We start from the raw sequence: 26288 nt of genomic DNA, 5'->3' as shown, positions 1-26288 counted from the left end.
GTCCTGTACCCTCGTCGGCGGTGGCGTGTCCGAGTGGCCTAAGGAGCACGCCTCGAAAGCGTGTGAGGGTTTACGCCCTCCGCGGGTTCAAATCCCGCCGCCACCGCTCGTGAACAGCGAGAACGCCCGGTCGATCCGTGAGGTCGGCCGGGCGTTCCGCGTTCCGGTCCCAGTTCCGAAGAGCTGGCAGCGTGAGTGGCGGAGCGTGCCGGGCGTCATGCCACACCGGCCGCCCCGGAGCCGGTTAGTGTCCGCCAGCCAGCCAGCCAGCCAGCCAGCCAGCCAGCCAGCCAGCCAGCCCGCCCGCCAGCCCTGGTTGTGGGCGTGTGTCGCGGCAGTACCTCCCCGGAAGCGGCAGTTCATCGGCATGATCGGCGACGAGTCGACGCTGGCCGACCTGGCGCCTCCGAGGTGCACCGGAGACGCCCCGGCCCGGTCCGCATTCGTTGATCCACTCCGTTTCCCCGATGTGGCGGTGTCCCACTGCCCTGGATACCGCTATATCGGGGAAACGGAGTCGATCATGCGTGGGCTCGTGCCGCCGCCGGGCACTCCGACCCGGCGCCGGCCACCCCGCCGCGCTAAACGCAACGCATCGCGCTCTGCCGGCCCCGCGCCTCCGCACGTGCCCCACCGCTTTCGCGCACGTGTGCCGCACCGTTCTCGCGCACGTGTGCCGCACCGCCTGCGTTCACGTGCCGCGCCGCTTTCGCACGCGGTAGGCGGTGTCGGCGGGCCGCCCGGAGGCGTCCTGTGCCGCGCCGCTCCAGCACGTGCCGCACCGCTTTCGCGCACGTGCCGCACCGTCCTCGCACGCGTGGTAGGCGATGCCGGCGGGCCGCCCGGAAGAGTCCTGTGCCGTGCCGTGCCGTGCCCGCGCGTGCCGTGCCCGCGCGTGCCGTGCCGCGCCGCTTTCGTGCGTGCCGTGCCGCTTTCGTGCGTGCCGTGCCGTTCCCGCGTGTGTCGCGCCGTGCCCGCGCGTGCCGTGCCGTTCCCGCACGTGCCGTGCCGCTTCGCGGGCGTGTGCTCCACCGCCTCCGTGTACGGCCTCGCGACAGCCTGGCGGACGAGGCCGCACCGGTCCCTGGCCGGGTTGAGTTCAGGCTAGCCGCGCCCCTCGGGCGATGAGCGCCTGGATGCCGTCGAGGAGCAGGTCGAGCCCGAAGGTGAAGTCGGCGTCGTCGATCCACTCCCCGGCGATGCCGAACGCTTTCGCTCGTACGGCGGCGGTCAGTTCCGGGTAGTCGTCCGGGTCGAGGACCTGGGCGAGGATGTCGCCGTACTCGGCCAGGCCGGCGATGGAGTCGTCGGTGCCGGTGCCGGCCGTGCTGTTCAGGGCGTGGGCCATGGCAGCCTGCCGGGCGGCGTAGCCGGTGAGGGTGGTCGCGATGTTGATCCGTTCGCCGTGGCCGAGTCCGGTGTCGGCGAGCGCGGCGAGCGCGCGGTCGAGCCAGCGCAGCGACCGGGGTCCGGTGGGTGGGGCGTACTGGCCGAGGGTCAGGAGCCAGGGCCGGCTGAGCAGGAGGTCCCGGTTGGCCCGGGTCCAGTCGGTGAGGTAGGCGCGCCAGGTCCGCCCGTCGAGCGCCGGTGGTTCGGGGGTGGCGGCGTCCGCCATCACGAACAACAGTTCGTCCTTGCTGCCGACGTAGCGGTACAGCGACATTGTCGCCATCCCGACCTCAGTGGCGACGCTGCTCATCTTCACCCCCTCCAGGCCGTCGCGGTCGGCGATCCGGATCGCGGCGTCGACGATTCTGGCCAGGTCGAGGCTGGGTCGGGGGCCGTGTCTGGGGCTGGTCTCGCGGCCCCACATCCGGGCCACCACGGGGGGAAGCCGCTGTTCCGCCACGTTGCAGTCTCCTCGTTCTCCACCCGTGGGTCTTGCGCTCAACTCTAAAGGTCGGTAACTCTGCACCTCGTACGCTGTATCTCATACGCAGTTCGAGTTAGGGGTTGGTTGTGACTTCAGAGAGTCCAGTCAGACGTGTTCTGGACGTCGACGCGCTTCGCGGCTTCGCGCTGCTGGGGATCTTCGCCGTCAACGTCACCTTCATGGCCTCCGGCTACCCGGGGAACCTGGTCACCGACCCCGACTTCGGCTCCTGGTGGGACGACGCCGTCCGCACGTTCTCCTCGATCTTCTTCGACATGAAGTTCTACGTGCTCTTCTCGTTCCTCTTCGGGTACAGCTTCACCCTTCAGATGGAGGCGGCGAGTCGGGCCGGCGCGGCCTTCTCGGCGCGCATGCTCCGCCGGATCGGTGGCCTCTTCGTCATCGGCGTCCTGCACACCGTCTTCCTCTCCGGCGGCGACGTCCTCACCACGTACGCGGTGGCGTGTCTCGCGCTGTTCCTGCTGCACAGGGTGAAGGACCGTACGGCGATCTGGATCGCGGTGGCCCTCTACGCCCTCGTGCTGGCCAGCCTGGTCGCCAGCGCGTTCCTCGTGGACCGCTCGGTGTTCGTGCCCGGCGAGGCCGAGGCGCTGGCCAACGGTGAGGCGGCGACCCAGGCGATGCTCGGCGGGTGGGAGGCGAACATCAGTGGGCACCTCGCCGGCCTGCCGCTGCTGGTCCTCCAGGCGGTGACCCTCCAGGGCCCGACCGCGCTGGGTCTGTTCCTGCTCGGCATGGTCGCCGGACGTCGCCGGTGGCTGGCCCGGGTCTCCGGCAGCGAGCCGGTGCTGCGCCGGATCCAGTGGATCGGGTTCCCGGTCGGGCTGCTCGGGTCGGTCGTCTACGCCGCCAGTGGCGGCAACGGCAACACCCTCGGGGTCGCGGCGAGCGTCGCGACGGCACCGATGCTGACCGCCGCGTACGTGGCGACGCTGCTGCGGATCGTGCACAACCCGCGTACGACGGCGGTCCGGGCCGCGCTCGTGCCGGTCGGCCGGATGTCCCTCACCAACTACCTGGGCCAGTCGTTTGCCTGCCTGATCGCCTTCACCGGCCTCGGATTCGGGCTGGCCGGCACGTTCTCCCCGCTCGCACTCTTCGCCTTCGTGCTGGCGGTGTTCGTGGTCCAGGCGGTGCTGAGCGCACTCTGGCTGCGCCGGTTCCGCTACGGCCCGGTCGAGTGGGCGCTGCGCTGGGTCACGAACGCCCGTCGCCCGGCCTTCGTCGCCCCGTCCGCGGGTTGCCGACCGGAGGTGTCGGTCGTGCCGACGCCCGACGCCGACGCCGTACCCGGTGCGGCACTCCGTCAGCGGGAACGGCGCTGAACGGAACGCCATGGCCCGTGACGGCGCCGATCGGGCAGGCGATCCGTCCAGTTCGGCGCGTAACGTCCCGACAGCGCCACCTGGGCCCCTCGCGCGCCGTTGCGGCCCCTAAGCTTGCTCGGCACGTACTAGCGGATCTTGGCAGGGTGGGAGGTGGAGGTGCGCGTCAAGCAGATCGCCCGCCTCATGGTCGCGGCGCTCGGCGCGACATTCGTCGTCGTGTCGCCGCTCGGTTCCGGTGTGGCGTACGCCGAGAGCACGGTCGGGCTCGGCATCGAGACGTACTCGGCGATGGTCGTCGACCCGGCGCACGGGCGCCTGTTCTTCAGCCCCGGCCGCGGGGGTGCGGGCGTGCGGGTGACGGATCTGTCGGGCGGTTCGCAGACGACGATCCCGGGCCTGCCGGACGCCCACGGCATGGTGCTGAGCCCGGACGGCTCGACGCTGCACGTAGCGCTCCGCGAGGCGGGTGCCGTCGCCGCGATCGACACCACGACGCTGACCGAGACGGCTCGCTACAGCGTGGGTACCGGCACCTGTCCGACCTGGCTGGCGCCGGCCGGGGGCAAGCTCTATTTCGGCTACGGGTGCACGTTCGGTAAGGGCCTGCTGGGGTCGATCGACGTGCGTGGGGGTACGCCGGTGGTGGCCCTGGGGTTGCCGCTCGACGGCACCTTCACCGGGCCCCCGTTGCTGAGGAGCAGCCCGGCCGACCCGGACCTGCTCCTCGCGACGGACCGGTCCTCCGTCACGACCCCCTACTCGAGCAGGGCGACCCGGTACGACGTCTCGTCCGGCACGCCGTCGCTGGTGGCGTCCCTGCCCTGGGACGCCTGTACGGGCCTCCACGACGCCGCGCTGACGCCCGACGCGGGCAAGGTGATCCTGGGCTGCTCGTTCGTGAACGGCCGGACGGTGGCCGCGACCGCCCATGTCGCGTTCTCGACGACGGACCTGTCGGCGGCGGGCGAGTATCCGTCCGGCCGGTGGCCGACCGCCGTGACGACCTCCCCGAACGGTTCCTTCGTCATCGTCGGTTCCACCGACAGGGGGCAGGCGTCGGCGATCCGTGTCGAGCGACCGGACGGCACGCTGGTCCGCAGGTACGACCTCCCGCAGGGCAGTTACCTTGAGCGGCAGGGCCTCGCGGTCGGTGCCGACAACAGCACGCTCTACGCCGTCACCACCGACCAGGACGGGCGGAATCCGACCCTGCGTGTGCTGACGGACATCACCAGGACCGGTTCCACGCTCACGCTCTCCGCGCCGTCGACGAGCACCCACCGGCAGAAGGTCACGGTTACCGGCAGCCTGGCGTTCACCGGCGCGTCCGTGTCGACGCCGTGGACGCTGCGGGTGGCCCGGACGGATCTCACCGGAACCCACCCCCTGCCCGACGTGACGACCACGGCCACCGGGACGTTCTCCTTCTCCGACACCCCACGGTTCGCCGGGGCCAACACCTACACCGTCACCTTCCCCGGCGACGCCGTCTACCTGGGGACGAGCCAGTCCGTCACCGTGCAGGTCTCCTCGTTCAGCGCTGCGACGAGGCAGCAACCCACGACCACGGTCACGCCGCGACGGTGACCGCTGCCGGAGGGCGGAGCCCGGACTCGACCGGGTGACGCCCTCCGGTGTTCAGCAGGGGCTGTGGCCCTCGTCGAAGAGGCGGCGGGCCCACTCGGCGTACCCAGCGATGATCTTCCGGACGGTGACCCCGTCGTGCAGGAAGAGGTACGCGCGGTCGCCGCTGCGGGCAAGCAGCCCGTCGAACCGGTGGGTGCCCGGCGGCGCGGCCAGCGCGGTGGCGTCGGGATGTCGGGTACGGACCTCGTCGACCAGGGTGCCGACGGTGATCCCGTCCGGGGTGCTCATCGGGTCGTCCAGCCAGAGCAGCACCAGCCGGTCATCGACGAAGATCGGGCTGACCGCCTCGTGACCGGCCAGCACCGGGCCGCAGGAGTCGAGTTCCGGGCGCAGCACACCGCGCCGGGTCAGCTCCTGCTCGGTGTCGCCGAACTCGACGCCGCGCAGCCCGTCGAGGTCGACCACCTCGGTGTCGCCGACGGGTCGGGCCGGCACGGTCCACGCCGGTGGAGCGACGCCACTGCCGGCGATCGAGGCAGCGGCGAGCAGCATGGCAATAAAGGCAAATTGTCGCAATTTCATGGAATCCCCCAGTCCCCAACGGGACCGGGGCGTTCAGGTTGCTGGTCAACCGAAGATTGCTGCTCTTCCCATTCCTCAGCCAGCTCGTCCCAGTAGTCGGCGGTCAGCCCGCGCCGGCCGTGCGCGAGCCAGCCGCCGGTGTTCCGCTCCAGGTGCAACCCCAGCTCGGCGAACGGGTCCAGCCACCGGCCAGGCTCCGTGCCGAGCTGGACCAGCGCCGCGTTGATCGGCCACTGTGGACGCGGCAGCGTGAAGGCGTCGTCGAAGCGGGGACCCCAGCTCAGCCGGCCGCCGAGCCACACCGCCGCCGCCTGCCGCCCGGCGCCACCGGCGAACTCCGCCTCCAGGTACGCCACCGGCCCCCGCCGCGACCAGCACGCGAACAGCTCGACCAGGGCCGGCGAGAGGACCAGCTCGAACGGCTGCCCGACGGTCGGCTCCGCCGGATGGAAATCCGGCAGCGCGCCGGTCAGCTCCTCGACCAACTGCGGGGTCACCGGCAGCAACGCGAAGTCCTGACGCAGCGCGGCCAGCACCGCGTGGTCCAGGTCGGCGGTCTGCTCGCGCAGCAGCTCGACGTCCGCCACGACCGCGCTGAGCTGGTAACTCATCCGATCCCCCCGCCATCCACACCCTGTGGATGGAACATGTGTACGACGGGCCTGGTCGTCGTGACTGCCCGCACGGTACCCGTCGGGCCGCCTCCCGGAGGGGCCACTACGGGGGCGACTCAGACCATGCCGCCGTGCGGGCCGACCACGCGTCCGGCCTGCTGGCCCGGGGTGCGGTACCGGCGGACGCTCGACTGACTGCGGGAGTGATCCCGCCCGGCCGCCGTCCGCCGCCGACTGGCGGAGGCGCTTTGCCCGGATTTCAGGTCGGCGCGCTCGGGTGGCGACTGCGGTCTGTGCTGCTCGCCTGACCCTGTGCGACGCTACGGGAGTCTGAGGAGGCTCACCATGACGACAACGCCGGTTCCTGCTCCGAACACCACCCCGACGCAGGTCCGCTATCCGTGGCGGGCTACCGCCCGGACCGTCCTCGCCGCAGGCGTAGGCGCGTTGTCGCTGCTGCCGGTGGCCGCCGCGACCGCCGGAGTGGACACGGTGCCGGCGGTGGCTCAGGCCGTCGTCGTCGCCGGTGCGATCACCCGCGTCCTGGCCCTGCCGGGCGTCGAAGCCTGGATGGGTCGGTTCCTGCCGTGGTTGGCGTCCGCCCCGGCACCAGCGCCCGCGTCCGCGCCGGTGGCGGCGGTGCCATCCGAGTAACGGTCGTCGGCGCGGCGCGGCCGTGCGTCAGCGGCCGGCATCGACGGATACGACGTTTGTGGCCCCTGGTCAGGCCTTGAGACCCTGACCAGGGGTTTCGGCGGGCGGACGGCTCTCCTGTCTCCGGAGGGCGGGGCCGCTTGCGTGCTACACCGTGGGCCTGCCGCTGCCGGGGCAGGTACCCGGGCTCCCTTCGGCCTGGTGCGGCGGGCAGGGGTTGCCGGGGCGAGGGCCTACGCGCGCTCCGCAGACGGAGCACTGACTCTGAGGTGCCATTCGCGGACTCCTTGGGGGATCTGGTAGTCCGGATACGGGTCGGTCTCTGGCTCGCGTCGGTCCCCGGACGTCGCCGTGGACCGCAGGTAGATCACCGTCCGGTCGCGGCAGGTGATCCGTAGCGCGGACGGGGTCGGTTGTCCGTTCTCCGTCCAGCCGACGCCCGGGGTGGCGCACAGTTCCCAGCCAGCGACCGGCTCGGGCCGGGCGATGTCGAGGAGTTGGTGGGTGAACACGAGCAGCCGCCAGAAGCGCAGCCGCGGGGGCGGCATCTCGCCGAGCGGCAGGGGCTGGGCGTCCCGGGGCGGGACGGCCGCCCACAGCATCGAACTGGACCCGCTCTGGTGCCACAGCCGCACTCCCGCGGGGGATTGGCCGCCGGGCTCGGTGTCCCGGCCGTACCGCTGGATCGCGGTGACGTCCGGGTGCTCGGCGGCCTGGTAGAGGGCTTCCATGATGTCCAGGGCCTGGGGTACCTGCACGGGTGCTCTCCCGGTTCGGTTGGGGATCGTGGCAGCTCACGGGCCGGGTCAGTCTACCGGCGGGGCGGTGGGGCTCTGCTCCAGCGCAACGGGGTCACCTCCGGTCGTGTGGTGGGATCCAGCGGCCGCGGCCAACCGTCCGGAGGTAGGCGTAGGCGGACCTGGTCGCCTGGCACGGCCACCGCCAGTGGCACACCGGGCACCAGTCCCGCATGCCGGCCGGCGGCCAGTGATCGGTGATGATCACCCGTGCGGCCAGGATCAGTCGATCGCGCACCTGCTCCGGGGACGCGGTCACCGGTCTGGCCCGACGTAGCGGGCGTAGACGGTGAGCCGGCCGTCCACGCTGCGGCAGACCGCGTCGCGGCGGCTGGCCGGCGGCGGGTCCTCCCACCGGATCACGCCGGTCACCACGGGGCCCCCGCCGGCCGGGCTGGCCGGGCGGCACGGTACTCGTCCAGGGTGCGCCGCCAGGCCAACTGGGGACAGCCGGTGGGGGTGCACTGCCGGCAGACGCCGGGGGCATATGTGGTTTGCCCGGGGTTGTTGCGGTGCTGGTCCACGGTCAGGCCGGCGGCCATGACCAGCACTCTGGGGCTGGGGGACGAATCGTGGGGGATCAGGGTCACCGGTGCTGCCTCCTCGCCGTCGGGCGGGGGTCAGGGGCGGCCGGCCCCGTCCGGCAGCAGCCGCCCCCTCTTCCCCGTGGGCGGCGGCCGGTGCTCGATCACATCGCGTCTGGCCAGGATGGACACCACCGCCGTACCCGTCATCGCGACGTTACGGACGGTGCGCGGTGGTGAGGGGGACAGTCTGTCCCCCGGGCACAGTTACCAGTCCATGCCCATGGCGAGCGCCAGCTCGCGGGCATCCTCGCCGGTGGTGCCGGGCCTGCCGGACAGCTCGATCACCGACGACCGGGCGTACGGGTTGTGCCGCACCGTCTCGACGCTCTCCCGCAGCGCCCGGCCGAGTAGGTGCACGCCGGCGACGTCTTCGCGGGCGAGCAGGTGCGCCCGGGCGGCGTCGATCAGGTGTGCGGCCCGGCGGCTGCGCGATGGCAGCGCCCGGTAGTCGAGGGTGTCGGCGCGGCGTACGGCCTCGCCGGGGCGGCACAGGTCCGTCTCGACGGTCACCCCGTAGGCGTCGACCGCCGCCCGGCCGAACATCAGCCACGGGTGGGCGTACCCGTCGCCCAGGCGGTGGGCGGCGTCGGCGGCCGCGTCCCACGCCCGCCACGCCGGCCCGCTGCGGCCCGCCTTGGAGTGGCCCAGCGCGATGCCGAGCCGGAGCTGTCCCCAGCGTGCAAGCTGCTCCGGCCCGGTGCCGGAATCGATGAGACCGATGGCGTCGGTCAGCACGTGTTCGGCGGCGTCGAGCTGGTTCGCCGACCGGTAGACGTGCCCGTAGTACCAGGCTGCGGCGGCGATCGCGGCGGGGTCGTCGGCGTCCTGGGCTGCACCCATGGCCCGGTCGGCGGCGAGCCACACCAGCTCCGGGTAGGGCTGGTGGGCGCAGTACAACTGGGCGAGGTGGTAGACGCGGGCCAGGTCGACCAGCGCGGCCCGCCGGTCTGCGCCGTCGAGACGGCGGGTGGAGCGGCGGGCGTCGTCGAGCAGGCCGGGCAGCACTGCGGCAACAGCGGTCCGTTCGGCGCTCGACTGGTGCCAGAGTCTCCACGCCTGGTCGACGAGGCCCCGGAGTACGGGTGCGGAGGGTGGCTCGCCGACGGGCAGGATGGTGCGCTTCAGCGCGGCGGCGACCTCGTCGACGGCGGGGTGCCCGGTGCGGGTCACGGAGGCGACCGGGAGGGACTGGTCGCCGGTCAGGTCGGCGAGGTCGGTGATGTCGAGGACTTCGGCAAGGCGGAGCAGCATCGGTAGTCGAGGGGTGAGGAGCCGGCCGGTTTCGACGGCCTTGACCCAGTCGGCGCTCCGGCCGACCATTCCACCGAGGACGGCTCGGGTCTTCCCGGCGCGTTCGCGGTGGGCGCGGAGACTGGCTCCGAAGTTCGCGGTTGGTTCGGCCATGTCGGCTCCCCAGGTAGCGGCTGGGCGGCGGCCCGCCGCCGCTACAACCGGCAAGTCCGCCGCGACCGACGGTACTCCTGCCCGGTCAGATGCCGATCGTTGTCGTAGCCCTCGGCTGCCATCTGATCAATGCGGGTTGGCGCTGTCGCGCCGAGCCGGGTTGCGTCAGCGGCTGACGACCAGAGACAGCGGGAAGTTGGCCCGCCTGCGGGTGACGAGGGTGGTCCGCGAGAACGTCCGCCCCTACCCGGCCCTAAAGATCGTCAGGCCCGGTTGGAGAACCGGGCCTGACCTGCACCTTCATGCCTCTCAGCAGAGCGGAGGATACGAGATTCGAACTCGTGAGGGTTTTATCCCAACACGCTTTCCAAGCGTGCGCCCTAGGCCTCTAGGCGAATCCTCCGCGAGCCAGAATACAGGTCCCCGGCGGGTCGGCCACCCCACCACCCCCTGAAGATCCACCGGAGGTCGGGTAGGGTGGGCGGTACCTCCCGTGCGGCGGTATCTCGTGAACCTCCCCAGGGCCGGAAGGCAGCAAGGATAAGCGAGCTCTGCCGGGTGCACGGGAGGCCTTTTTGTCTCCGGGCGCCGGTACCGTACCTGCGGGTCAGGTCACGGGGTGGTGGGTGGTCACCCGCGCCCGACCGGCGCAGAATGGCTCGGTCGAGAGGAGGCGGGACGAGTGACGCTGGCGCTCTACCGCAAGTACCGGCCGCGCACCTTCGCCGAGGTCATCGGTCAGGAGCACGTCACCGAGCCGCTGTCGCAGGCGTTGCGCAGCGGGCGACTCAACCACGCGTACCTCTTCTCCGGTCCCCGGGGCTGCGGCAAGACCTCCAGCGCCCGGATCCTGGCCCGCTCGCTCAACTGCGAGCAGGGCCCCACCCCGGAGCCGTGCGGGCAGTGCGAGTCCTGTCGGTCGCTGGCCACCGACGGCGGGTCCATCGACGTGCTGGAGATCGACGCGGCCAGCCACGGCGGCGTCGACGACGCCCGCGAGCTGCGGGAGAAGGCGTTCTTCGCGCCGGCCCGCAGCCGGTTCAAGATCTACGTCATCGACGAGGCGCACATGGTCTCGTCGGCCGGCTTCAACGCCCTGCTCAAGCTGGTGGAGGAGCCCCCGGAGTACGTCAAGTTCATCTTCGCCACCACCGAGCCGGAGAAGGTCCTCGGCACGATCAAGTCGCGGACCCACCACTACCCGTTCCGGCTGATCCCACCGAAGGTGGTCCGCCCCTATCTGGAGCAGCTCTGCGAGGCGGAGGGGGTCGCGGTCGAGCCGGCGGTATTTCCGCTGGTGGTGCGCGCCGGGGGCGGCAGCATGCGGGACAGCCTCTCCGTACTCGACCAGCTCATCGCTGGTGCCGGCGCGGAGGGGGTCAGCTACCCCCGGGCCGCCGCGCTGCTCGGGGTCACCGACTCCGCGTTGATCGACGAGATGTGCGACGCGCTCGCCGCCGGGGACGGCGCGGCGGCGTACGCCACCGTCGACCGGGTGGCCGAGGCCGGGCACGACCCGCGCCGCTTCGCCGCCGACCTTCTCGAACGGCTGCGCGACCTGATCGTTCTCCAGCAGGTGCCGGACGCCGCCGCCAAGGGCCTGATCGACGGCCCGGCCGACCAGATCGAGCGGATGGCCGCCCAGGCCCAGCGGCTCGGCCCGGCCACCCTCTCCCGCTGCGCCGACATCGTGCACAACGGCCTGGTCGACATGCGCGGCACCACCGCGCCCCGGCTGCTGCTGGAGCTGATCTGCGCCCGGATGATGCTTCCCGGTGCCGACGACTCCACCGGCGGCCTGCTCCAGCGCCTGGAACGGATGGAGCGTCGGCTCACCCTGGGCGGCGTCGAGCTGCCGTCGGCCGCCGCCGGCTCCGCGCCGGTCGCCACCCAGTCCCAGGTACGCCCCGAGCCTCCCGCCCCGCCCGCGGCTGCCGCCGCGCCCCACCCGGAGACCGCCGGCACGCCGGCGGCTGCGGCCGCTTCTTCCGGGGTGGCCGCCGCGCGTGCCGCCGCTGCCGGTGCCCGCCCCGGGCCGTCGTCGGCGGCATCCGGGGCTGACCCGTCTGACCCGGCCCCGGCCGGTGCACCGGTCTCCGACGGTCCGGCGTCGGGTACCCCCGCGCGTCGTCCGGTGCCGGCGTCGGCGGTGCTGCCCGACCCGGCGACGCCCGCACCGCCCCGGCCGGGCAGCGCCCCGGCGGGCGCGCTCGACGCGGTCGCCGTACGCCGGGTATGGCCGGAGGTGGTCGGCAAGGTCAACCGGACCAACAAGCGGATCGCCGCCCTGATGCGGGACGCCGTCGTCCGGGACCTGGACGACGACACGCTGGTGCTGACGGTGAAGTCGTCGGTGCTGGCCAAGATGATGGCCGACCACGCCCGGGTGCTCACCGACGCGCTCTACGAGGAGTTGGGCGGGCGCTGGCAGATTCGCTGCGAGGTGGCCGGCGAGCGGGGCGGGGTGTCGCTCGGCGGCCCGCCCAGGCCATCGCGTCCGGCCGCCGCGCCCGCCGCCGACGGCCCGGCCGGTCCCGCCGACCCCGCCGGTGCCGACCTCGCTGCTCCCGCCGATGCCGGCGGCCCTGGCTCCGCCGGTCTGCCCGCTTCCGCCGGTCTGCCCGCTTCCGCTGGCTCCGCCGGTCCGCCGGCCGCCGCTGGCTCCGCCGCCGGCCTCCACGCTGTCGCTGGCTCCGACGCCGAGGTCCACGCTGTCGCTGGTTCCGCTGGTCCGCCCAATGGTGTGGCTGCCGGAGCGGCGGGTTCGGTCGACGGCGGTGCGCCCGGCACGGCTCGGCCGGCGGGTGCTGACGGTTGGGCCGATGCTGCTCCGGCCGGTGCCACCAACGGTGCCGCCGGCTGGCCCGACGGCGCGGTCGGCGGGGTGCCCGCTGGCGGGGCAGGCGGCGCGGCGGGTGCGCCCGCCGGGCAATCGGCCGGCGCCGCAGGCTCCACCGACCCGGGCGGCCCGTCCACCCGAGCTGATCATGGGGCCGGCCCGACCGGCGTGCGCGATCGCGGCCACGGGGCCGATCACGGCAACGGGGTCGATCACGGTAACGGAGCCGGCCCGGCCGCCGTACGCGATCATGGTCACCGGGCCGACCAGGGCCACCGGGCCGACCGGGGCGTCGGGTCCGGCCCGGCCGTCGCGGCCGGTGCGGCCGACGACGAGGAGTGGCCCGAGCCGGCTCGCCCCGGTGGGGGCGCGTCGGACGACTGGCCGGAGGCCGCCCGCCCGGGAGCCGCCGCGACCGCCGGCAACGCCGGGGAGTGGCCCGAGCCGGCTCGCCCAGGGGGCGCCACGGCCACCGCGACGGCGGCTCCGGTGGTACCCAGGCCGGACGGGCCGGCGGTGGCGCGGCAGGGCGGATCGCCCGGCACCGGCGGCGCGCCGGTCAGCACCGCGATCGCGGCGGCTCGGGCGGCGGCGGCAGCCGCCGCGGCCGGCACCACCAAGGGCCAGCGGCCCGCGCAGCCGGCCCGGAAGACCGCAGACGCCGACTGGGCCGGCGAACCGCCGTACGACCCGGACTACGACGGCCCGCAGCGCGGCGGTGGGCGGTCGCAGCCGGCGGCGGCCCCGACCCCGGCCTACGAGGGATTCGACCCGGGTGACGAGCCGCTGGACGAGGTGATCGACGAGCGGACCGCCCGGCAGTCCAGCGAGGAGCAGGCGGTGCAGTTGCTCCGCGAGGCGTTCGGCGCCGAGAAGATCGACGAGGTGGACGCGCGCTGACGCGCCGTTCCCCGGACCGGACCACCGGTCGCCCCCGACTAGGCTGGGCGCGGCCGAGCAGACGAGTGCGAGAAGGAGCCATCCGTGCGCCCAGGTGGACAGCCGAACATGCAGCAGATGCTGAAGCAGGCGCAGAAGATGCAGCAGCAGATCGCCAAGGCGCAGGCCGAACTGGCCGAGGCCGAGCTGACCGGGACCGCCGGTGGTGGCCTGGTCACCGCGACCCTCTCCGGTGCCGGTGAGGTCAAGAGCATCAGGATCGACCCGAAGGCGGTCGACCCGGAGGACGTCGAGACCCTGGAGGACCTGGTCGTCGCGGCCCTGCACAACGCCGCCGAGGCGGTCCGGGAGCTGACCGACAAGAAGATGGGCCCGGTGGCCGGCGGCATGGGCGGCCTCGGCCTGCCCGGATTCTGATCCGAGATGTACGAGGGTGCCATCCAGGACCTGATCGACGAACTGGGACGGCTGCCGGGCGTCGGCCCGAAGAGCGCCCAACGGATCGCGTTCCACGTCCTGTCGGCGGACCCTGCCGACGTCAACCGGCTGGCCGGTGCGCTGCGCAAGGTTAAGGACCTGGTCCGATTCTGCACCACCTGCTTCAACGTCGCCGAGTCGGAGCAGTGCCGGATCTGCCGCGACCCGCGCCGCACCGACGAGGTGATCTGCGTGGTCGAGGAACCCAAGGACGTGGTGGCGATCGAGCGGACCGGTGAGTTCCGGGGCCGCTACCACGTGCTCGGTGGGGCGATCAACCCGCTGGAGGGGATCGGTCCGGACAACCTGCGCATCCGCGAGCTGATGACCCGGCTCAGTGGCGGGACGATCCACGAGCTGATCCTGGCCACCGACCCGAACACCGAGGGTGAGGCGACCGCGACGTACCTGGCGCTGATGGTCAAGCCGATGGGGATCGCGGTCACCCGGCTGGCCAGCGGCCTGCCGGTCGGCGGCGACCTGGAGTACGCCGACGAGATCACCCTCGGCCGGGCCTTCGAGGGACGTCGCGCGGTCTGACTCCACCGTCACCTCGTGAGTCGACGACCGCGCTCCTGACGACCGTACCGGCGCGCCGGAACGCGCCGCCCTGGACCGGATCGCCGCCCTCGAATGCGCGCCGTGGTGGCAACGACGAACCGGCCGGCAACCCGTGCGGGTTGCCGGCCGGTGTCGTGTTCCGGGGTCAGCCGTTCCAGTGCTGGGCGACGAGGTCGGCGGCCTGCTGCTCCCACTGCGCGTACGCGTCCGGGTACGCCGACACCTGCACGGTCTGCGCGGCCTCGGTCAGCGGCATGTCCTGCCAGCCGTCGACCTGCTTGAGGCCCTTCTGGAAGGCCATGGTCGAGTAGATCGGATCGGTGATCTGCTCGGGGGTGCCCCAGCCGGAGGAGGGGCGCTGCTGGAACAGGCCCAGCGAGTCGTGGTCGTTACGGTCACCCAGGTGGCCCAGGTTCTCCAACTTCGACTCCTGCAGGGCGGTGCCGACAGAGATCACCGCGGCCCGCTCGTCCAGGCCCGACTTCTTCGTCGCGGCGACGATCGCCTTCACGTTGGCGGTCTGCTCGTCGTTCAGGTCGATCCGCGACTGGGCACCCTGCGTGCCATGCGGGATCAGCTTGGCCGGGTTGGGCTTGTCGGCCTGCACGGCCACGGCGACGGGCTTGGCGTCGATCGTGGGGGCGGCGAGGGCATGGGTGGCCGGGCCGGCGAACACACCACCGGCGAAGGCCAGACCAGCGATACCGAGCACGCTCTTACGCAGCATCGTGTTCATGGGAAAGCTCCATTCGGGGGTCGGCGACGCACCCAGGGGGAACGGTGCGACGCAAGCACCACGACGGGGCGCTCAACAAACAAGGGGGAAAGTCATCGACCGGCGGCGGACCACACGAACCGGGGGCTCGCGGCGCCGGGACCAGATGTAACGACCACCGGCCCACCGTCATTCCGCCGACGGCACCGCCATCGAGCCAGGCAGCGGGGGCCGCTACTGCGGTCGTACGCAGGGTGTAACGCCCCGGGCCCGGCCGGGATTCCAGCCTGAGGGTGCCGCCGGTCACCGCGTACCGGACAGGCGGCCACCGGGCGGACATCCGGGCGTCCCGGCCGTCGGGCCGGAAACGGACACCCGACGCAGACGGGTCGAGACGCGAATGGCCGCATCGGCGGGCCGGTCGGCCCGGCCGGAGTGCGGCGGGGATCAGGTTCGAGGCGGGAGGGATCGAGCCGTGTGACGATGGCTGTCCGGCGGGCCGGGCGCCTCCGGTCGATCGGTCGGTTTCGGGGCCTCCGGCCGCCACGCTGCTGTGACAGTCCTGTTTGTCGGGAGATCCGATGGTGTCAGACCCGACGCTTGGTGTCGGCTTGATAGCGATTGCCTAACGGCAGTTCCGCTTCGGTGTGACGTGTCATAGCCTCCCGCTCACGGACCGAGCCATGGACCGGCGTTGGTCAGGCGGATGACAGAGGTGAGAGATGCAGGCGAGAAGGCTAAGGACGGCCGTGAGCCTTGCGGCCGTTGCTGCCCTGGCGGTCGGCGCGGCCGGCTGCGCGGAGAGCGACCGCAGCAGTGACAGTGGCGAGGCCAAGACGGGCGGCACCTTCATCTTCGCGGGTGCCGGTGACCCCAAGAACTTCGACCCGATCTTCAACGACGACGGTGAGTCGTTCCGGCCCGTCCGGCAGATGTACGACACGCTGGTCCAGCACAAGCCGGGTACGGCCGATCTGGTGGGCGGCCTGGCCGAGAGTTGGGAGCACGACCCCGAGGGCAAGGTCTGGACCTTCAAGCTGCGTCAGGGCGTGAAGTTCCACGACGGCACCGCCTTCAACGCCGCTGCGGTCTGCTTCAACTTCGACCGCTGGTACAACATGAAGGGCGCTGCGGCCCAGTCGCAGATGATCTACTACCAGGACGTCTTCGGCGGGTTCGCCAAGAACGAGGCCGAGGGTGCCGGCCAGGCGGTCTACAACAAGTGCGAGGCCAAGGACGACAACACCGCCGTCCTCACCCTCAACCAGTACAAGGGGGCGTTCCCCGGCGCGTTCGCGCTGACCGCGCTCTCGATCGCCAGCCCGGAGGCCCTCAAGAAGGGCGACGCCGACACGGTCAAGCAGAACGGCGACTCCTTCGAGTACAGCTCGTTCGCCACCACCACCCCGGTCGGCACCGGCCCGTTCACCTTCGGTGGCTGGGACAAGGCCAAGAACGAGATCACCCTGAACCGGAACCCGGACTACTGGGGTGAGAAGGCCAAGGTCGACAAGGTCATCATCAAGGTGATCAAGGACGAGAACACCCGCAAGCAGGAGCTGCGCGCGGGCACCGTCCAGGGCATCGACTTCCCGGCCCCGGCCGACCGCAAGGCGCTCTCCGGCGAGGGCTTCCAGGTCCTCGACCGCCCGGCGTTCAACATCCTCTACCTGGGCATCAACCAGAAGAACCCGAAGCTGAAGGACCTGCGGGTGCGGCAGGCGATCGCCTACGCCCTCAACCGTCAGCAGCTCGTCCAGACCAAGGGCCCGGGTGGCACCAAGGTCGCCGACGAGTTCCTGCCGGACACCGTGCTCGGCTACGCCCCGGACGTGCAGAAGTACGACTACAACCCGGAGAAGGCCAAGCAGCTCCTGAAGGACGCCGGCGCCGAGGGTCTGACCCTCAACTTCTACTACCCGCCGGACGTCTCCCGGCCGTACATGCCGAACCCGCAGGAGATCTTCACCGTCCTCGCCAACGACCTGCAGGCCGTCGGCATCAAGGTCAACGGTGTGCCGCGTCCGTGGAACGGTGGTTTCAAGGACGACGTGCAGCAGTTCGGCAAGCAGGACCTGCACATCCTCGGCTGGACCGGTGACTACAACGACCCGGGCAACTTCGTCGGCACCTTCTTCGGCCGGGGCAAGGTCGAGTTCGGCGACCAGGCCATGACCGAGATGTTCGAGGCCATCACCAAGGCCGACGCCACCGTCGACGAGGCGGGCAAGAAGGCGGCCTGGGAGCAGGTCAACCGGGACATCGCCGCCAAGTGGCTGCCGGGTGTGCCGATCTGGCACGCCCCGCCGGCCATCGTCGTCACCAAGGACGTACAGGGGCTGGTCGCCAGCCCGCTGACCGACGAGCGGTTCAACACGGTCAGCGTCAGCAAGTGACGTTCCTCGGCTGACGTCGTAGGCGTGCATCGGCCCGGGTCGGGAGCAAGTGCCGGCCCGGGCCGATGCCGCGAACATCGAGAGTCTGGTGTGTGAGAGATGTTGCGAGTCATAGTCCGCCGCCTGCTGCAGTTGGTGGTGACGCTGATAGCGCTGTCCGCGCTGATCTTCATCTGGCTGCGGAACCTGCCCGGTGGGCCGGTGGAGGCACTGCTCGGCGAGCGGGCCACCCCGGAGCGTCGGGCGCTGCTGATCAAGGCCCTCGGCTACGACCAGCCGATCCTCGTGCAGTACGGCAAGTTCATGCAGCGGGTTCTCACCGGGGACCTGGGCAACTCGATCCGCACCGGTGACCCGGTCACCGAGGTGATCGGGCGGGCCTTCCCGGCCACCATCGAGCTGGCCCTCGCCGCGATGATCATCGCGGTCGGGCTGGGCGTGCCGCTGGGCTACCTCGCCGCCCGCTGGCGGGGTCGCAGCATCGACAACCTGACCATCGCCGGCACGCTGCTCGGCATCTCGATCCCGATCTTCTTCCTGGGCTACCTGCTCAAGGACCTGCTCACCCAGAACATCCACTGGTTCCCGCCGTCCGGGCGGCTCACCACGGGCCTGGACAACACCGAGGTCACCGGGTTCTTCGTGCTCGACGGCCTGCTCACTCGGGAGTTCGACGTCAGCGCCGACGCGCTCTGGCACCTGATCCTGCCGGCGGTCACGCTGGCCACCATCCCGCTGGCGGTGATCGTGCGGATCACCCGGGCCAGCGTGCTCGACGTGCTCAACGAGGACTACGTGCGGACCGCCGAGGCGAAGGGGCTGCGACACCGGACCATCCGGGGCCGGCACATCCTGCGCAACGCCCTGCTGCCGGTGGTCACCACCATCGGCCTGCAGACCGGTGCGTTGCTCTCCGGGGCGGTGCTCACCGAGAAGGTCTACAACTGGGGCGGCATCGGCACCCTGATCACCGACTCGATCAGCGGCGGCCGGGACTACCCGGTGCTCCAAGCGATCATCCTGCTGGCCGCGCTGGTCTTCGTGCTGGTCAACCTGCTGGTCGACCTTTCCTACGCCTTCATCGACCCGAGGGTGCGTGTGCGATGAGTGAGCGGATCACGCCAGGTACCGGCGGCGAGCTAAGCGAGGCGGCGGCATGAGTGAGCGCAGCATCGGTCTGCTCGGCGACCGGAAGAAGGCGCGGCTGGCGGAGTTGGCCCAGGCGACCGCCGACAAGGGCGGCGTCAGCCTCGTCCGGGACGCGCTGCGCCGGCTCCGCCGTAACCCGGTGGCCATCGTCGGTGCCGTCGTCGTCGGTCTCTTCGTCCTGGTGGCGGTCTTCGCCCCGCTGATCGCCCCGCACGACCCCGTGCAGCGGTTCGACGAGCTGACCAAGAACCTGACCGTCGACAGCATCCCGGGCGCCAGCGCCGAGTTCCCGCTCGGCTCCGACCCGCTGGGCCGTGACTTCCTCTCCCGGCTCATCCACGGCAGCCGGCAGACGCTCTTCGTCGGTGTGCTCGCCACCCTGATCGGTCTCACCCTAGGGGTGCTGTTCGGCGCGCTCGCCGGTGCCTTCGGCGGCTGGGTCGACGTGGTGCTCATGCGGCTCACCGACGTGATGCTGGCGCTGCCCAGCCTGCTGCTGGCGATCACCCTGGTCGCGATGGCCAGCCGGTCCAGCCAGTGGACGGTCATCTTCGCGGTGGCCATCGTCAACGTGCCGATCTTCGCCCGGCTGCTGCGCGGCTCGATGCTGGCCCAGCGGGAGAGCGACCACGTGCTGGCCGCGCGGGCGCTCGGCGTCAAGGAGCGCAACATCGTGCTCCGGCACATGCTGCCCAACTCGCTGACCGCGGTGATCGTGCAGGCCACGCTGACCTTCGCGGTGGCGATCCTGGACGCGGCGGCACTGTCCTTCCTGGGCCTCGGTGACCCCGACATCAACCGGGCCGAGTGGGGCCTGATGCTCGGCGTGGACGGCCAGCGCTACTTCGAGGTCCGCCCCGAGCTGGCCTACTTCCCGGCGCTCGCGATCATCGTGGTCGCGCTCGGCTTCACCCTGCTGGGTGAGGCGATGCGCGACGCGATCGACCCGAAGAACCGGCGGTGACGGCGGTGCGAGGGACCAGCACGGCCGGCGGACGCTGCCGGCGAGCGCGAGGAGTGCGCCTGTCAGCCTCGCCGTCGGGAGCGAAAGACCAGCCCAGTGAGGAAGTGACCCGATGAGCCTGCTCGACGTACGCGACCTGAACGTGGTGTTCCAGCGGCGGGGCGAGCGGCCGTTCACGGCGGTCGACAAGGTCAGCTTCACGGTGGAGCCGGGGCAGACCGTCGGCCTGGTCGGCGAGTCCGGCTGCGGCAAGAGCGTGACCAGCCTGGCGATCATGGGGCTGCTGCCCAGGCGCGGCAACGCGGTCACCGGCGAGGTGCTCTTCGAGGGCACCGACCTGCTCAGGCTCCGCCCGGACGACATGCGGGACCGGCGCGGCCGGGAGATCGGCATGATCTTCCAGGACCCGCTCTCCTCGCTGAACCCGGTCATCCCGATCGGTGTCCAGGTCGCCGAGGTGCTGGAACGGCACCAGGGGATGGACCGGCGCAAGGCGTTGCGGGAGGCCCGGGAACTGCTCGACGCGGTCGGCATCCCGGACCCGGACCGTCGGCTGAAGGAGTACCCGCACCAGATCTCCGGCGGGATGCGGCAGCGCGCCCTGATCGCCATCGCGTTGGCCTGCAAGCCCCGGCTGCTGATCGCCGACGAGCCGACCACCGCGCTGGACGTCACCATCCAGGCGCAGATCCTCACCCTGCTCAAGCAGTTGGTCGACGACACCGGCACCGCGCTCATCATGATCACCCACGATCTGGGCGTGGTGGCCGGTCTCTGCGACACGGTCAACGTGCTCTACGGCGGCAAGGTGGTCGAGCGGGCTGCCCGGCACGAGCTGTTCGCCCGGCCCCGGCACCCGTACACGCACGGGCTGCTCAGCTCGGTGCCCCGGCTGGACTCGGTCCGTGGCGAGCGGCTGCACGCGATCCGCGGCTCGGTCGCCGACAACATCCCGTGGGTCGAGGGGTGCGCCTTCGCGCCCCGCTGCGACAACGTGGTGGATGCCTGCCTGGACGGCCCGCCCCCGCTGGAGCCCACCGCCTCCGGCGGCGACCTGCGTTGCAACAACCCCGTTTCCGAGGAGGTGGCGGTGCCGTGACCGAACGGACGGGACCACTGATCGAACTGCGCGACGTCAAGGTCCACTTCCCGATCAAGAGCGGTCTGCTCTTCGACCGCACCGTCGGCTACGTCTACGCGGTCGACGGCGTCTCGCTGTCGATCAACGCGGGTGAGACGTACGGGCTGGTCGGCGAGTCGGGCTGCGGCAAGTCGACGCTGGGTCGGGGGCTGCTGCGGCTGGTCGAGCCGACCGACGGCGAGATCGTCTTCGACGGCACCGACGTCCGCTCGCTCAAGGGCGAGACGATGCGCCGGACCCGTCGCCGGATGCAGATGATCTTCCAGGACCCGCTGTCCAGCCTGGACCCGCGCCAGTCCGTGGAGTCGCTGCTGGTCGAGGGGCTCAAGGCGCACGGGCTGGCCGGCGACAAGGCCGAGACGGACCGGCGGCTGCGGGAGACGTTGAAGGCGGTGGGCCTGCCCGCCTCGGCGCTGAGCAAGTACCCGCACGAGTTCTCCGGCGGGCAGCGGCAGCGGATCGGCATCGCCCGGGCGCTGGTGCTCGACCCGGAGCTCATCGTCGCCGACGAGCCGGTCTCCGCGCTCGACGTGTCGATCCAGGCCCAGGTGCTCAACCTGCTGGAGGACCTCCAGAACGAGCGCGGGCTGACGTACCTGATCATCGCGCACGACCTGGCGGTGGTCCGGCACATCGCCGACACGGTGGGCGTGATGTACCTGGGCGGCCTGGTGGAGGAGGCGTCCAGCGACGACCTCTACCGGGAGCCGATGCACCCGTACACGAAGGCGCTGATGTCGGCGGTGCCGGTGCCGGACCCGCTGGTGGAGGACCGTCGGGAACGGATCCTGCTCGCCGGCGACCTGCCCTCGCCGACCAACCCGCCGTCCGGCTGCCGGTTCCACACCCGGTGCCCGTGGGCGCAGCCGACCCGCTGTGCCGACGAGCGTCCGGCGCTGCGTGAGGTGGTCGGCGGGCACCGGGTCGCCTGCCACTTCGCCGAGGACATCGCGGCCGGGCGGATCCGCCCGCACGAGGTGGAGCCGGAGCTGGTCCGGCCGGACGACGGCGCGACGCCGGGGGACCCCGGTGAGCTGATCCCCACCCCGTAAGGACGTGACGAGGCCCCCTTCCCGCGCCGGGAAGGGGGCCTTCGTCGTGCTGCCACCGGACCGCACACCAGGCTGTGCCGGCCGGTTCAGCCCTCGGGGCGGTCCAGCAGGGCGACCGCGATGGTGTGCACCGGGTCCAGTCCGGCCGGGTCGGCCAGCGGCGCACGACCGCCGGTGACCTCGTACCACTCGTCGGCGTCCTTGTACTGCACGGAGAGGGCGACCTGGCCGTCGGCGTAGCGGGTCTTCAGGGTCAGCTCGCCGGTCACCACGCCGACCTCGTCGGTCATCACCCCGCCGGGACCCGCGACCAGGTCGGCGGTGAGTTCCCGGGGCGCTCCGGAGCCGCCCGCGTCGGCGGTCATGCCGGCGCCGGGCACCTCGGCGGAGGCCGCCGGGCGGCCGTCGGCGGTCATCCCGGCGGCGGTGGCCCCGGCCCCGGTCACGGCTTGCTCGCCCATGTACAGCCCTCCAACATGTCGCTCAGGGCGGCCTTCTCGGCGCTCGTCACCGTCAGCCGCCAGTGGTGCTTCACCGTCACCCAGTGTTCCGCGTACGTGCACCAGTAGGCGCGGTTCGGCGGTTTCCACTGCGACGGGTCCTGGTCACCCTTCGACCGGTTGGAGGAGGCGGACACCGCAAAGAGCTGCGGTCGGGTCAGGTCGTTGGCGAAGTCGCCCCGCTTGGCGTCGTCCCACTCGTCGGCGCCGGAGCGCCATGCGTTGGCCAGCGGCACCATGTGGTCGATGTCCACGTCGGAAGGGTCGGTGAAGGTCCGGCCGTCGTAGACGCTCTCCCACCGCCCACCGACCACGTTGCAGCCGGAGAGGCGGATGTCCTTCCCGTCCCGCTGGAGCACGCTGTCCCGCACGTCGCAGTTCTTGCCGGTGTCCCGCCAGTGCGGGAAACGGTTCCGGCTGTAGCCCTTCATCGAACCGGCCTCGGCGACGGTCAGCTCCGCGAGCTGCTCACCGACGTTGCCGGAGTTGCCGGGCGGCGCCTCCGGTTCGTCGACCGAGACGTCGCAACCACCCACGCCGATGGCGAGCAGCGCGGCGAGAGCCGCCGCCACCACCGCCGCGCGGCCTCCTGATCTGGTACGCACAGACGACACCTCTCCAGCTTGCGGGCTTCCGGCGATCCCGCACAGTACCCAAGGGCGGTTTCTGCATTTCGTGGCGTGCCCGATGGGGGACAGGCACATTGGTACCCATGACGACACCCGCTCACGCGCTCCGCACCGGCACCGCCGCCGGGCGGGGGACGCTGCTCGCGGCGATCCTCGCCTCCGGCATGGTGTTCCTGGACAGCACCGTGGTCAACGTGGCGCTCCCCCGGTTGGGTGCGGAGCTGCACGCCACCGTGGCCGGTCTCCAGTGGACGGTGAACGGGTACGCCCTGATGCTGGCCGCCTTCGTCCTGCTCGGTGGGTCGCTGGGGGACCGGTTCGGCCGGCGCCGGGTCTTCCTGATCGGGGTGGTCTGGTTCGCGGTCGCCTCCGTCCTGTGCGGGCTGGCCCAGGACACCAACCAACTCGTCGCCGCCCGGTTCCTCCAGGGCGCGGGCGGGGCGCTGCTCACCCCGGGCTCGCTCTCGGTGCTCCAGGCCAGCTTCCACCCGGACGACCGGGGTCGGGCGATCGGTCTGTGGTCCGGGCTGTCCGGGGTGTCCACCGCCCTCGGCCCGTTCATCGGCGGTTGGCTGATCGACGCGCTCTCCTGGCGGTGGATCTTCTTCATCAACCTGCCGCTCGCCGTCGGGGTGCTGCTGGCCGCGCTGCGCTGGGTGCCGGAGAGCCGGGACGAGAACGCGTCGCGGACCGCCGGGCGGCGGTTCGACATCGCCGGCGCGCTGCTCGGCGCGCTGGCCCTGGGCGGGCTCACCTACGCCCTGATCGACGCCCCGGCCCGTGCCGCCAGCTCCTGGCCGGTGCTGGTCGCCGCCCTGGTCGGCGTCCTCGCCGCGGTGACGTTCGTACTGGTGGAGCGGCGTCGAGGTGAGGGGGCGATGCTGCCGACCGGGCTCTTCGGCAGCCGGCTCTTCACGGTGCTGAACATCTTCACGGTGCTGGTGTACGCCGCGCTGAGCGGGTTCACCTTCTTCCTCTCCGTCTACCTGCAGAACGCCATCGGCTGGTCGGCGCTGCGTACCGGGCTGGCCACCGTGCCGATGACCGTGCTGCTGCTCCTCGGCTCGGCCCGGGCCGGTGCGCTGTCGGCGAAGATCGGCCCCCGGCTGCTGTTGACCGTCGGCCCGGTCGTCGCCGCCGTCGGCCTGCTCCTGCTGCGCCGGATCGGTCCGGGCGCGTCGTACTGGCTGGACGTGCTGCCCGGGGTGGTGCTCTTCGGCGCCGGCCTGACCCTGGTGGTGGCCCCACTGACCGCGTCGGTGCTGGCCGCCGTGGCGGACCGGTTCGCCGGGGTGGCCAGCGGGTTCAACAACGCCGCGTCCCGCACCGGCGGGCTGCTCGCGGTGGCGGCGCTGCCGCTGCTGGTCGGGCTCTCCGGCACCGGCTACGAGCAGCGCGGCGCACTGACCGGCGCGTTCCGGGGAGCGATGCTGTGGTGCGCGGGTCTGCTGCTGGCCGGCGCGGTGCTGGCGGCGCTGCTGGTGCGCCGGCCGCCCCGCACGGCCCCGCCGTCGCAACCCTGTCACTCCCTCCCGGCGGCCACCCCACCCGACCCCGGACCGGCGCGTCGACGGCGCTGAGGCCACCACCCCGGCGATCCGGGACCTGCTGTCGTGGCCTGAGCTCACCTCGTGAGTGCAGGCCCGGATCGCCGGGGGTGGGACGTGCGGCGCGGCGGGTCAGTGCCGGGCGCGGTTGGCGGCGCTGGTGACCGCCTTGATGGAGGCGGTGACGATGTTCGCGTCGGTGCCGACGCCCCACACCGTACGGCCGTCGACGTCGCACTCCAGGTACGCGGCGGCCTGCGCGTCGCCGCCGGAGGAGAGCGCGTGCTCGTGGTAGTCGAGCACCCGTACCGCCACCCCCACCGACTGGAGCGCGTTGACGTACGCGTCGATCGGGCCGTTGCCGACGGCGGTCAGCGTGTGCTGCGCGCCGCCGACACCGACCCGGGCCTCGATCTCGACCTTGCCGTCGACGGTCCCGATCGTGTAGCCGGCCAGCGTGAGGGCCGGGTCGACCTGGTGGTCGACCAGGTAGTTGCGGGCGAAGATCTCCCACATGGTGCCCGGGTCGACCTCGCCGCCGTCGTGGTCGGTGACCTGCTGGACCACGCCGGAGAACTCGATCTGGAGCCGGCGCGGCAGGTCGAACTGGTGCTCCGTCTTCATGATGTACGCGACGCCGCCCTTGCCGGACTGCGAGTTGACCCGGATGACCGCCTCGTAGGTGCGGCCCAGGTCCTTCGGGTCGACCGGCAGGTACGGCACCGCCCAGGTCTGCGCGTCGATCGGCACCCCGGCCGCCTCGGCGTCCTTCGCCAGCGCGTCGAAGCCCTTCTTGATCGCGTCCTGGTGCGAGCCGGAGAAGGCGGTGTAGACCAGGTCACCGGCGTACGGGTGGCGCTCGTGCACGGGGAGCTGGTTGCAGTACTCGACGGCCCGCTTGACCTCGTCGATGTTCGAGAAGTCGATCATCGGGTCGATGCCCTGGGAGAACAGGTTCAGGCCCAGCGTCACCAGGTCGACGTTGCCGGTGCGCTCGCCGTTGCCGAACAGGCAGCCCTCGATCCGGTCCGCGCCGGCCAGCAGGCCCAGCTCGGCGGCGGCCACCCCGGTGCCCCGGTCGTTGTGCGGGTGCAGGCTCAGCACCAGGCTGTCCCGGCGGGGCAGGTGCCGGTGCATCCACTCGATCGAGTCGGCGTACACGTTGGGCGTGGCCATCTCGACGGTGGCCGGCAGGTTGATGATCAGCTTCCGGTCCGGGGTCGGGTCGATCACCTCGATGACCTTGCCGCACACCTCCAGCGCGTACTCCAGCTCCGTGCCGGTGTACGACTCGGGCGAGTACTCGTAGTGGATGTCGGTGTCCGGGGTGTGGATCTCGGCGTACTTGCGGCAGAGCCGCGCGCCCTGGGTGGCGATGTCGGCGATGCCGTCGCGGTCCAGGCCGAAGACCACCCGGCGCTGGAGCGTCGAGGTGGAGTTGTAGAAGTGCACGATGGCCCGGCGCGCGCCGCGCAGCGACTCGAAGGTCCGCTCGATCAGGTGCTCCCGGCACTGGGTGAGCACCTGGATGGTGACGTCGGACGGGATCAGGTCCTGCTCGACGAGCTGCCGGACGAAGTCGAAGTCGGTCTGGCTGGCCGACGGGAAGCCGACCTCGATCTCCTTGTAGCCCATCTGTACCAGGAGCTGGAACATCCGGCGCTTGCGCTCCGGGGACATCGGGTCGATCAGCGCCTGGTTGCCGTCGCGCAGGTCGACCGCGCACCAGCGGGGCGCGGCAGCGACCTGCCGGGTCGGCCAGGTGCGGTCCGGCAGGTCGATCCGGAACTGCTGCTGGTACGGCAGGTAGCGCTGGAACGGCATCCGGCTGGGGCGCTGCCGGGCGATCGGATCGGTCTCGGCGTCGGTGACAGGTTGAGCCATGACGGAGTGCTCCCGTGGGTCATGTGGGTCGTCAGCAATCGGAAGGTGTCGGCGGTGCCGGGCGACGGTGCCCGGGCGGTGCCGAGG

General features: G+C 71.8%; 22 protein-coding genes, 2 tRNA genes and 1 other RNA gene. 14 read left to right on the top strand and 11 right to left on the bottom strand.

The genetic code is table 11. The annotated features are described in order from the left end of the window. Positions 1 to 19: 19 nt before the first annotated feature. A tRNA-Ser gene (locus tag ACIQG9_RS27630) sits at positions 20 to 106 on the top strand. A gap of 993 nt (positions 107 to 1099) precedes the next feature. Here ACIQG9_RS27630 and ACIQG9_RS27625 read toward each other — a convergent pair. Continuing rightward, positions 1100 to 1849, bottom strand: a complete 750-nt coding sequence (locus ACIQG9_RS27625; protein WP_400407929.1) for a TetR/AcrR family transcriptional regulator — start codon at positions 1847 to 1849, stop codon at positions 1100 to 1102. A 110-nt stretch (positions 1850 to 1959) separates the two neighbouring features. Here ACIQG9_RS27625 and ACIQG9_RS27620 point away from each other — a divergent pair, with 110 nt between their 5' ends. Next, complete coding sequence (locus tag ACIQG9_RS27620; protein ID WP_400407928.1) at positions 1960 to 3219, top strand: DUF418 domain-containing protein; 1260 nt, start codon at positions 1960 to 1962, stop codon at positions 3217 to 3219. A gap of 159 nt (positions 3220 to 3378) precedes the next feature. Beyond that, positions 3379 to 4809, top strand: coding sequence for a YncE family protein (locus tag ACIQG9_RS27615; RefSeq protein ID WP_400407926.1), 1431 nt, complete (start codon positions 3379 to 3381; stop codon positions 4807 to 4809). A gap of 51 nt (positions 4810 to 4860) precedes the next feature. Here ACIQG9_RS27615 and ACIQG9_RS27610 read toward each other — a convergent pair whose 3' ends face one another. Together ACIQG9_RS27610 and ACIQG9_RS27605 are read right to left on the bottom strand one after the other, a co-directional pair. Then, positions 4861 to 5391, bottom strand: coding sequence for a hypothetical protein (locus tag ACIQG9_RS27610; protein WP_400407924.1), 531 nt, complete (start codon positions 5389 to 5391; stop codon positions 4861 to 4863). Continuing rightward, complete coding sequence (locus ACIQG9_RS27605; RefSeq protein WP_400407922.1) at positions 5388 to 6002, bottom strand: hypothetical protein; 615 nt, start codon at positions 6000 to 6002, stop codon at positions 5388 to 5390. Before ACIQG9_RS27605 ends, ACIQG9_RS27610 begins: the two co-directional genes overlap by 4 nt. Before the next feature lie 348 nt (positions 6003 to 6350). Here ACIQG9_RS27605 and ACIQG9_RS27600 point away from each other — a divergent pair, with 348 nt between their 5' ends. Next, entirely contained in the window at positions 6351 to 6659 is a 309-nt protein-coding gene (locus ACIQG9_RS27600; protein ID WP_400407921.1) for a hypothetical protein, read from the top strand. 233 nt (positions 6660 to 6892) lie between these two features. On the opposite strand, the gene ACIQG9_RS27595 is transcribed toward ACIQG9_RS27600, so the two are convergent. From ACIQG9_RS27595 to ACIQG9_RS27580, 4 genes are all read right to left on the bottom strand, one after another. Beyond that, on the bottom strand, positions 6893 to 7417 hold the full coding sequence (locus ACIQG9_RS27595; RefSeq protein ID WP_400407919.1) for a hypothetical protein: 525 nt from the start codon (positions 7415 to 7417) through the stop codon (positions 6893 to 6895). Positions 7418 to 7824: 407 nt separating this feature from the next. Continuing rightward, complete coding sequence (locus ACIQG9_RS27590; protein WP_400407918.1) at positions 7825 to 8046, bottom strand: hypothetical protein; 222 nt, start codon at positions 8044 to 8046, stop codon at positions 7825 to 7827. Positions 8047 to 8247: 201 nt separating this feature from the next. Further along, positions 8248 to 9447: a helix-turn-helix domain-containing protein gene (locus ACIQG9_RS27585; RefSeq protein WP_400407917.1), complete on the bottom strand. Its 1200-nt coding sequence runs from the start codon at positions 9445 to 9447 to the stop codon at positions 8248 to 8250. Between the two features lie 318 nt (positions 9448 to 9765). Next, positions 9766 to 9850 (bottom strand) — tRNA-Ser (locus ACIQG9_RS27580). An 82-nt stretch (positions 9851 to 9932) separates the two neighbouring features. On the opposite strand from ACIQG9_RS27580, the gene ffs reads away from it, so the two are divergent. The 4 genes from ffs (at position 9933) to recR (ending at position 14203) form a co-directional block, all read left to right on the top strand. Further along, positions 9933 to 10022, top strand: an RNA gene (gene ffs, locus ACIQG9_RS27575) — signal recognition particle sRNA small type. A gap of 107 nt (positions 10023 to 10129) precedes the next feature. Then, entirely contained in the window at positions 10130 to 13186 is a 3057-nt protein-coding gene (locus ACIQG9_RS27570) for a DNA polymerase III subunit gamma and tau (RefSeq protein WP_400407915.1), read from the top strand. 108 nt (positions 13187 to 13294) lie between these two features. Further along, complete coding sequence (locus ACIQG9_RS27565) at positions 13295 to 13603, top strand: YbaB/EbfC family nucleoid-associated protein (protein ID WP_400407956.1); 309 nt, start codon at positions 13295 to 13297, stop codon at positions 13601 to 13603. Positions 13604 to 13609: 6 nt separating this feature from the next. Beyond that, entirely contained in the window at positions 13610 to 14203 is a 594-nt protein-coding gene (gene recR / locus ACIQG9_RS27560) for a recombination mediator RecR (RefSeq protein ID WP_400407913.1), read from the top strand. Positions 14204 to 14369: 166 nt separating this feature from the next. Here the strand turns inward: recR and ACIQG9_RS27555 are convergent, their stop codons facing one another. Continuing rightward, positions 14370 to 14960, bottom strand: a complete 591-nt coding sequence (locus ACIQG9_RS27555; RefSeq protein ID WP_400407911.1) for a hypothetical protein — start codon at positions 14958 to 14960, stop codon at positions 14370 to 14372. Positions 14961 to 15661: 701 nt separating this feature from the next. Here ACIQG9_RS27555 and ACIQG9_RS27550 point away from each other — a divergent pair. The 5 genes from ACIQG9_RS27550 (at position 15662) to ACIQG9_RS27530 (ending at position 21641) form a co-directional block, all read left to right on the top strand. Then, on the top strand, positions 15662 to 17335 hold the full coding sequence (locus tag ACIQG9_RS27550) for an ABC transporter substrate-binding protein (RefSeq protein ID WP_400407909.1): 1674 nt from the start codon (positions 15662 to 15664) through the stop codon (positions 17333 to 17335). Between the two features lie 99 nt (positions 17336 to 17434). Beyond that, positions 17435 to 18442, top strand: a complete 1008-nt coding sequence (locus ACIQG9_RS27545) for an ABC transporter permease (RefSeq protein WP_400407908.1) — start codon at positions 17435 to 17437, stop codon at positions 18440 to 18442. 49 nt (positions 18443 to 18491) lie between these two features. After that, complete coding sequence (locus ACIQG9_RS27540; RefSeq protein WP_400407906.1) at positions 18492 to 19448, top strand: ABC transporter permease; 957 nt, start codon at positions 18492 to 18494, stop codon at positions 19446 to 19448. Positions 19449 to 19560: 112 nt separating this feature from the next. Next, positions 19561 to 20547 (top strand): ABC transporter ATP-binding protein, encoded by a 987-nt coding sequence (locus ACIQG9_RS27535; protein ID WP_400407904.1) that lies wholly within the window; start codon positions 19561 to 19563, stop codon positions 20545 to 20547. Beyond that, positions 20544 to 21641 (top strand): ABC transporter ATP-binding protein, encoded by a 1098-nt coding sequence (locus ACIQG9_RS27530; RefSeq protein ID WP_400407903.1) that lies wholly within the window; start codon positions 20544 to 20546, stop codon positions 21639 to 21641. Before ACIQG9_RS27535 ends, ACIQG9_RS27530 begins: the two co-directional genes overlap by 4 nt. 86 nt (positions 21642 to 21727) lie before the next feature. Here the strand turns inward: ACIQG9_RS27530 and ACIQG9_RS27525 are convergent, their stop codons facing one another. Both ACIQG9_RS27525 and ACIQG9_RS27520 read right to left on the bottom strand, forming a co-directional pair. Further along, entirely contained in the window at positions 21728 to 22102 is a 375-nt protein-coding gene (locus ACIQG9_RS27525; protein WP_400407901.1) for a hypothetical protein, read from the bottom strand. After that, positions 22084 to 22746, bottom strand: coding sequence for an HNH endonuclease family protein (locus ACIQG9_RS27520; RefSeq protein ID WP_400407954.1), 663 nt, complete (start codon positions 22744 to 22746; stop codon positions 22084 to 22086). The genes ACIQG9_RS27525 and ACIQG9_RS27520 overlap by 19 nt, the downstream gene beginning before the upstream one ends. A gap of 107 nt (positions 22747 to 22853) precedes the next feature. Between ACIQG9_RS27520 and ACIQG9_RS27515 the strand changes: the two genes are divergently transcribed. Then, positions 22854 to 24350, top strand: a complete 1497-nt coding sequence (locus ACIQG9_RS27515; protein ID WP_400407900.1) for an MFS transporter — start codon at positions 22854 to 22856, stop codon at positions 24348 to 24350. Positions 24351 to 24449: 99 nt separating this feature from the next. Here ACIQG9_RS27515 and leuA read toward each other — a convergent pair whose 3' ends face one another. Continuing rightward, on the bottom strand, positions 24450 to 26201 hold the full coding sequence (gene leuA, locus ACIQG9_RS27510) for a 2-isopropylmalate synthase (RefSeq protein ID WP_400407899.1): 1752 nt from the start codon (positions 26199 to 26201) through the stop codon (positions 24450 to 24452). Positions 26202 to 26288 lie beyond the last annotated feature (87 nt).

The organism is Micromonospora sp. NPDC092111, assembly GCF_044755745.1.
Lineage (GTDB): Bacteria > Actinomycetota > Actinomycetes > Mycobacteriales > Micromonosporaceae > Micromonospora.
The sequence above is the reverse complement of the archived record's forward strand: the minus strand, read 5'-3'. Positions and strand labels throughout refer to the sequence as shown.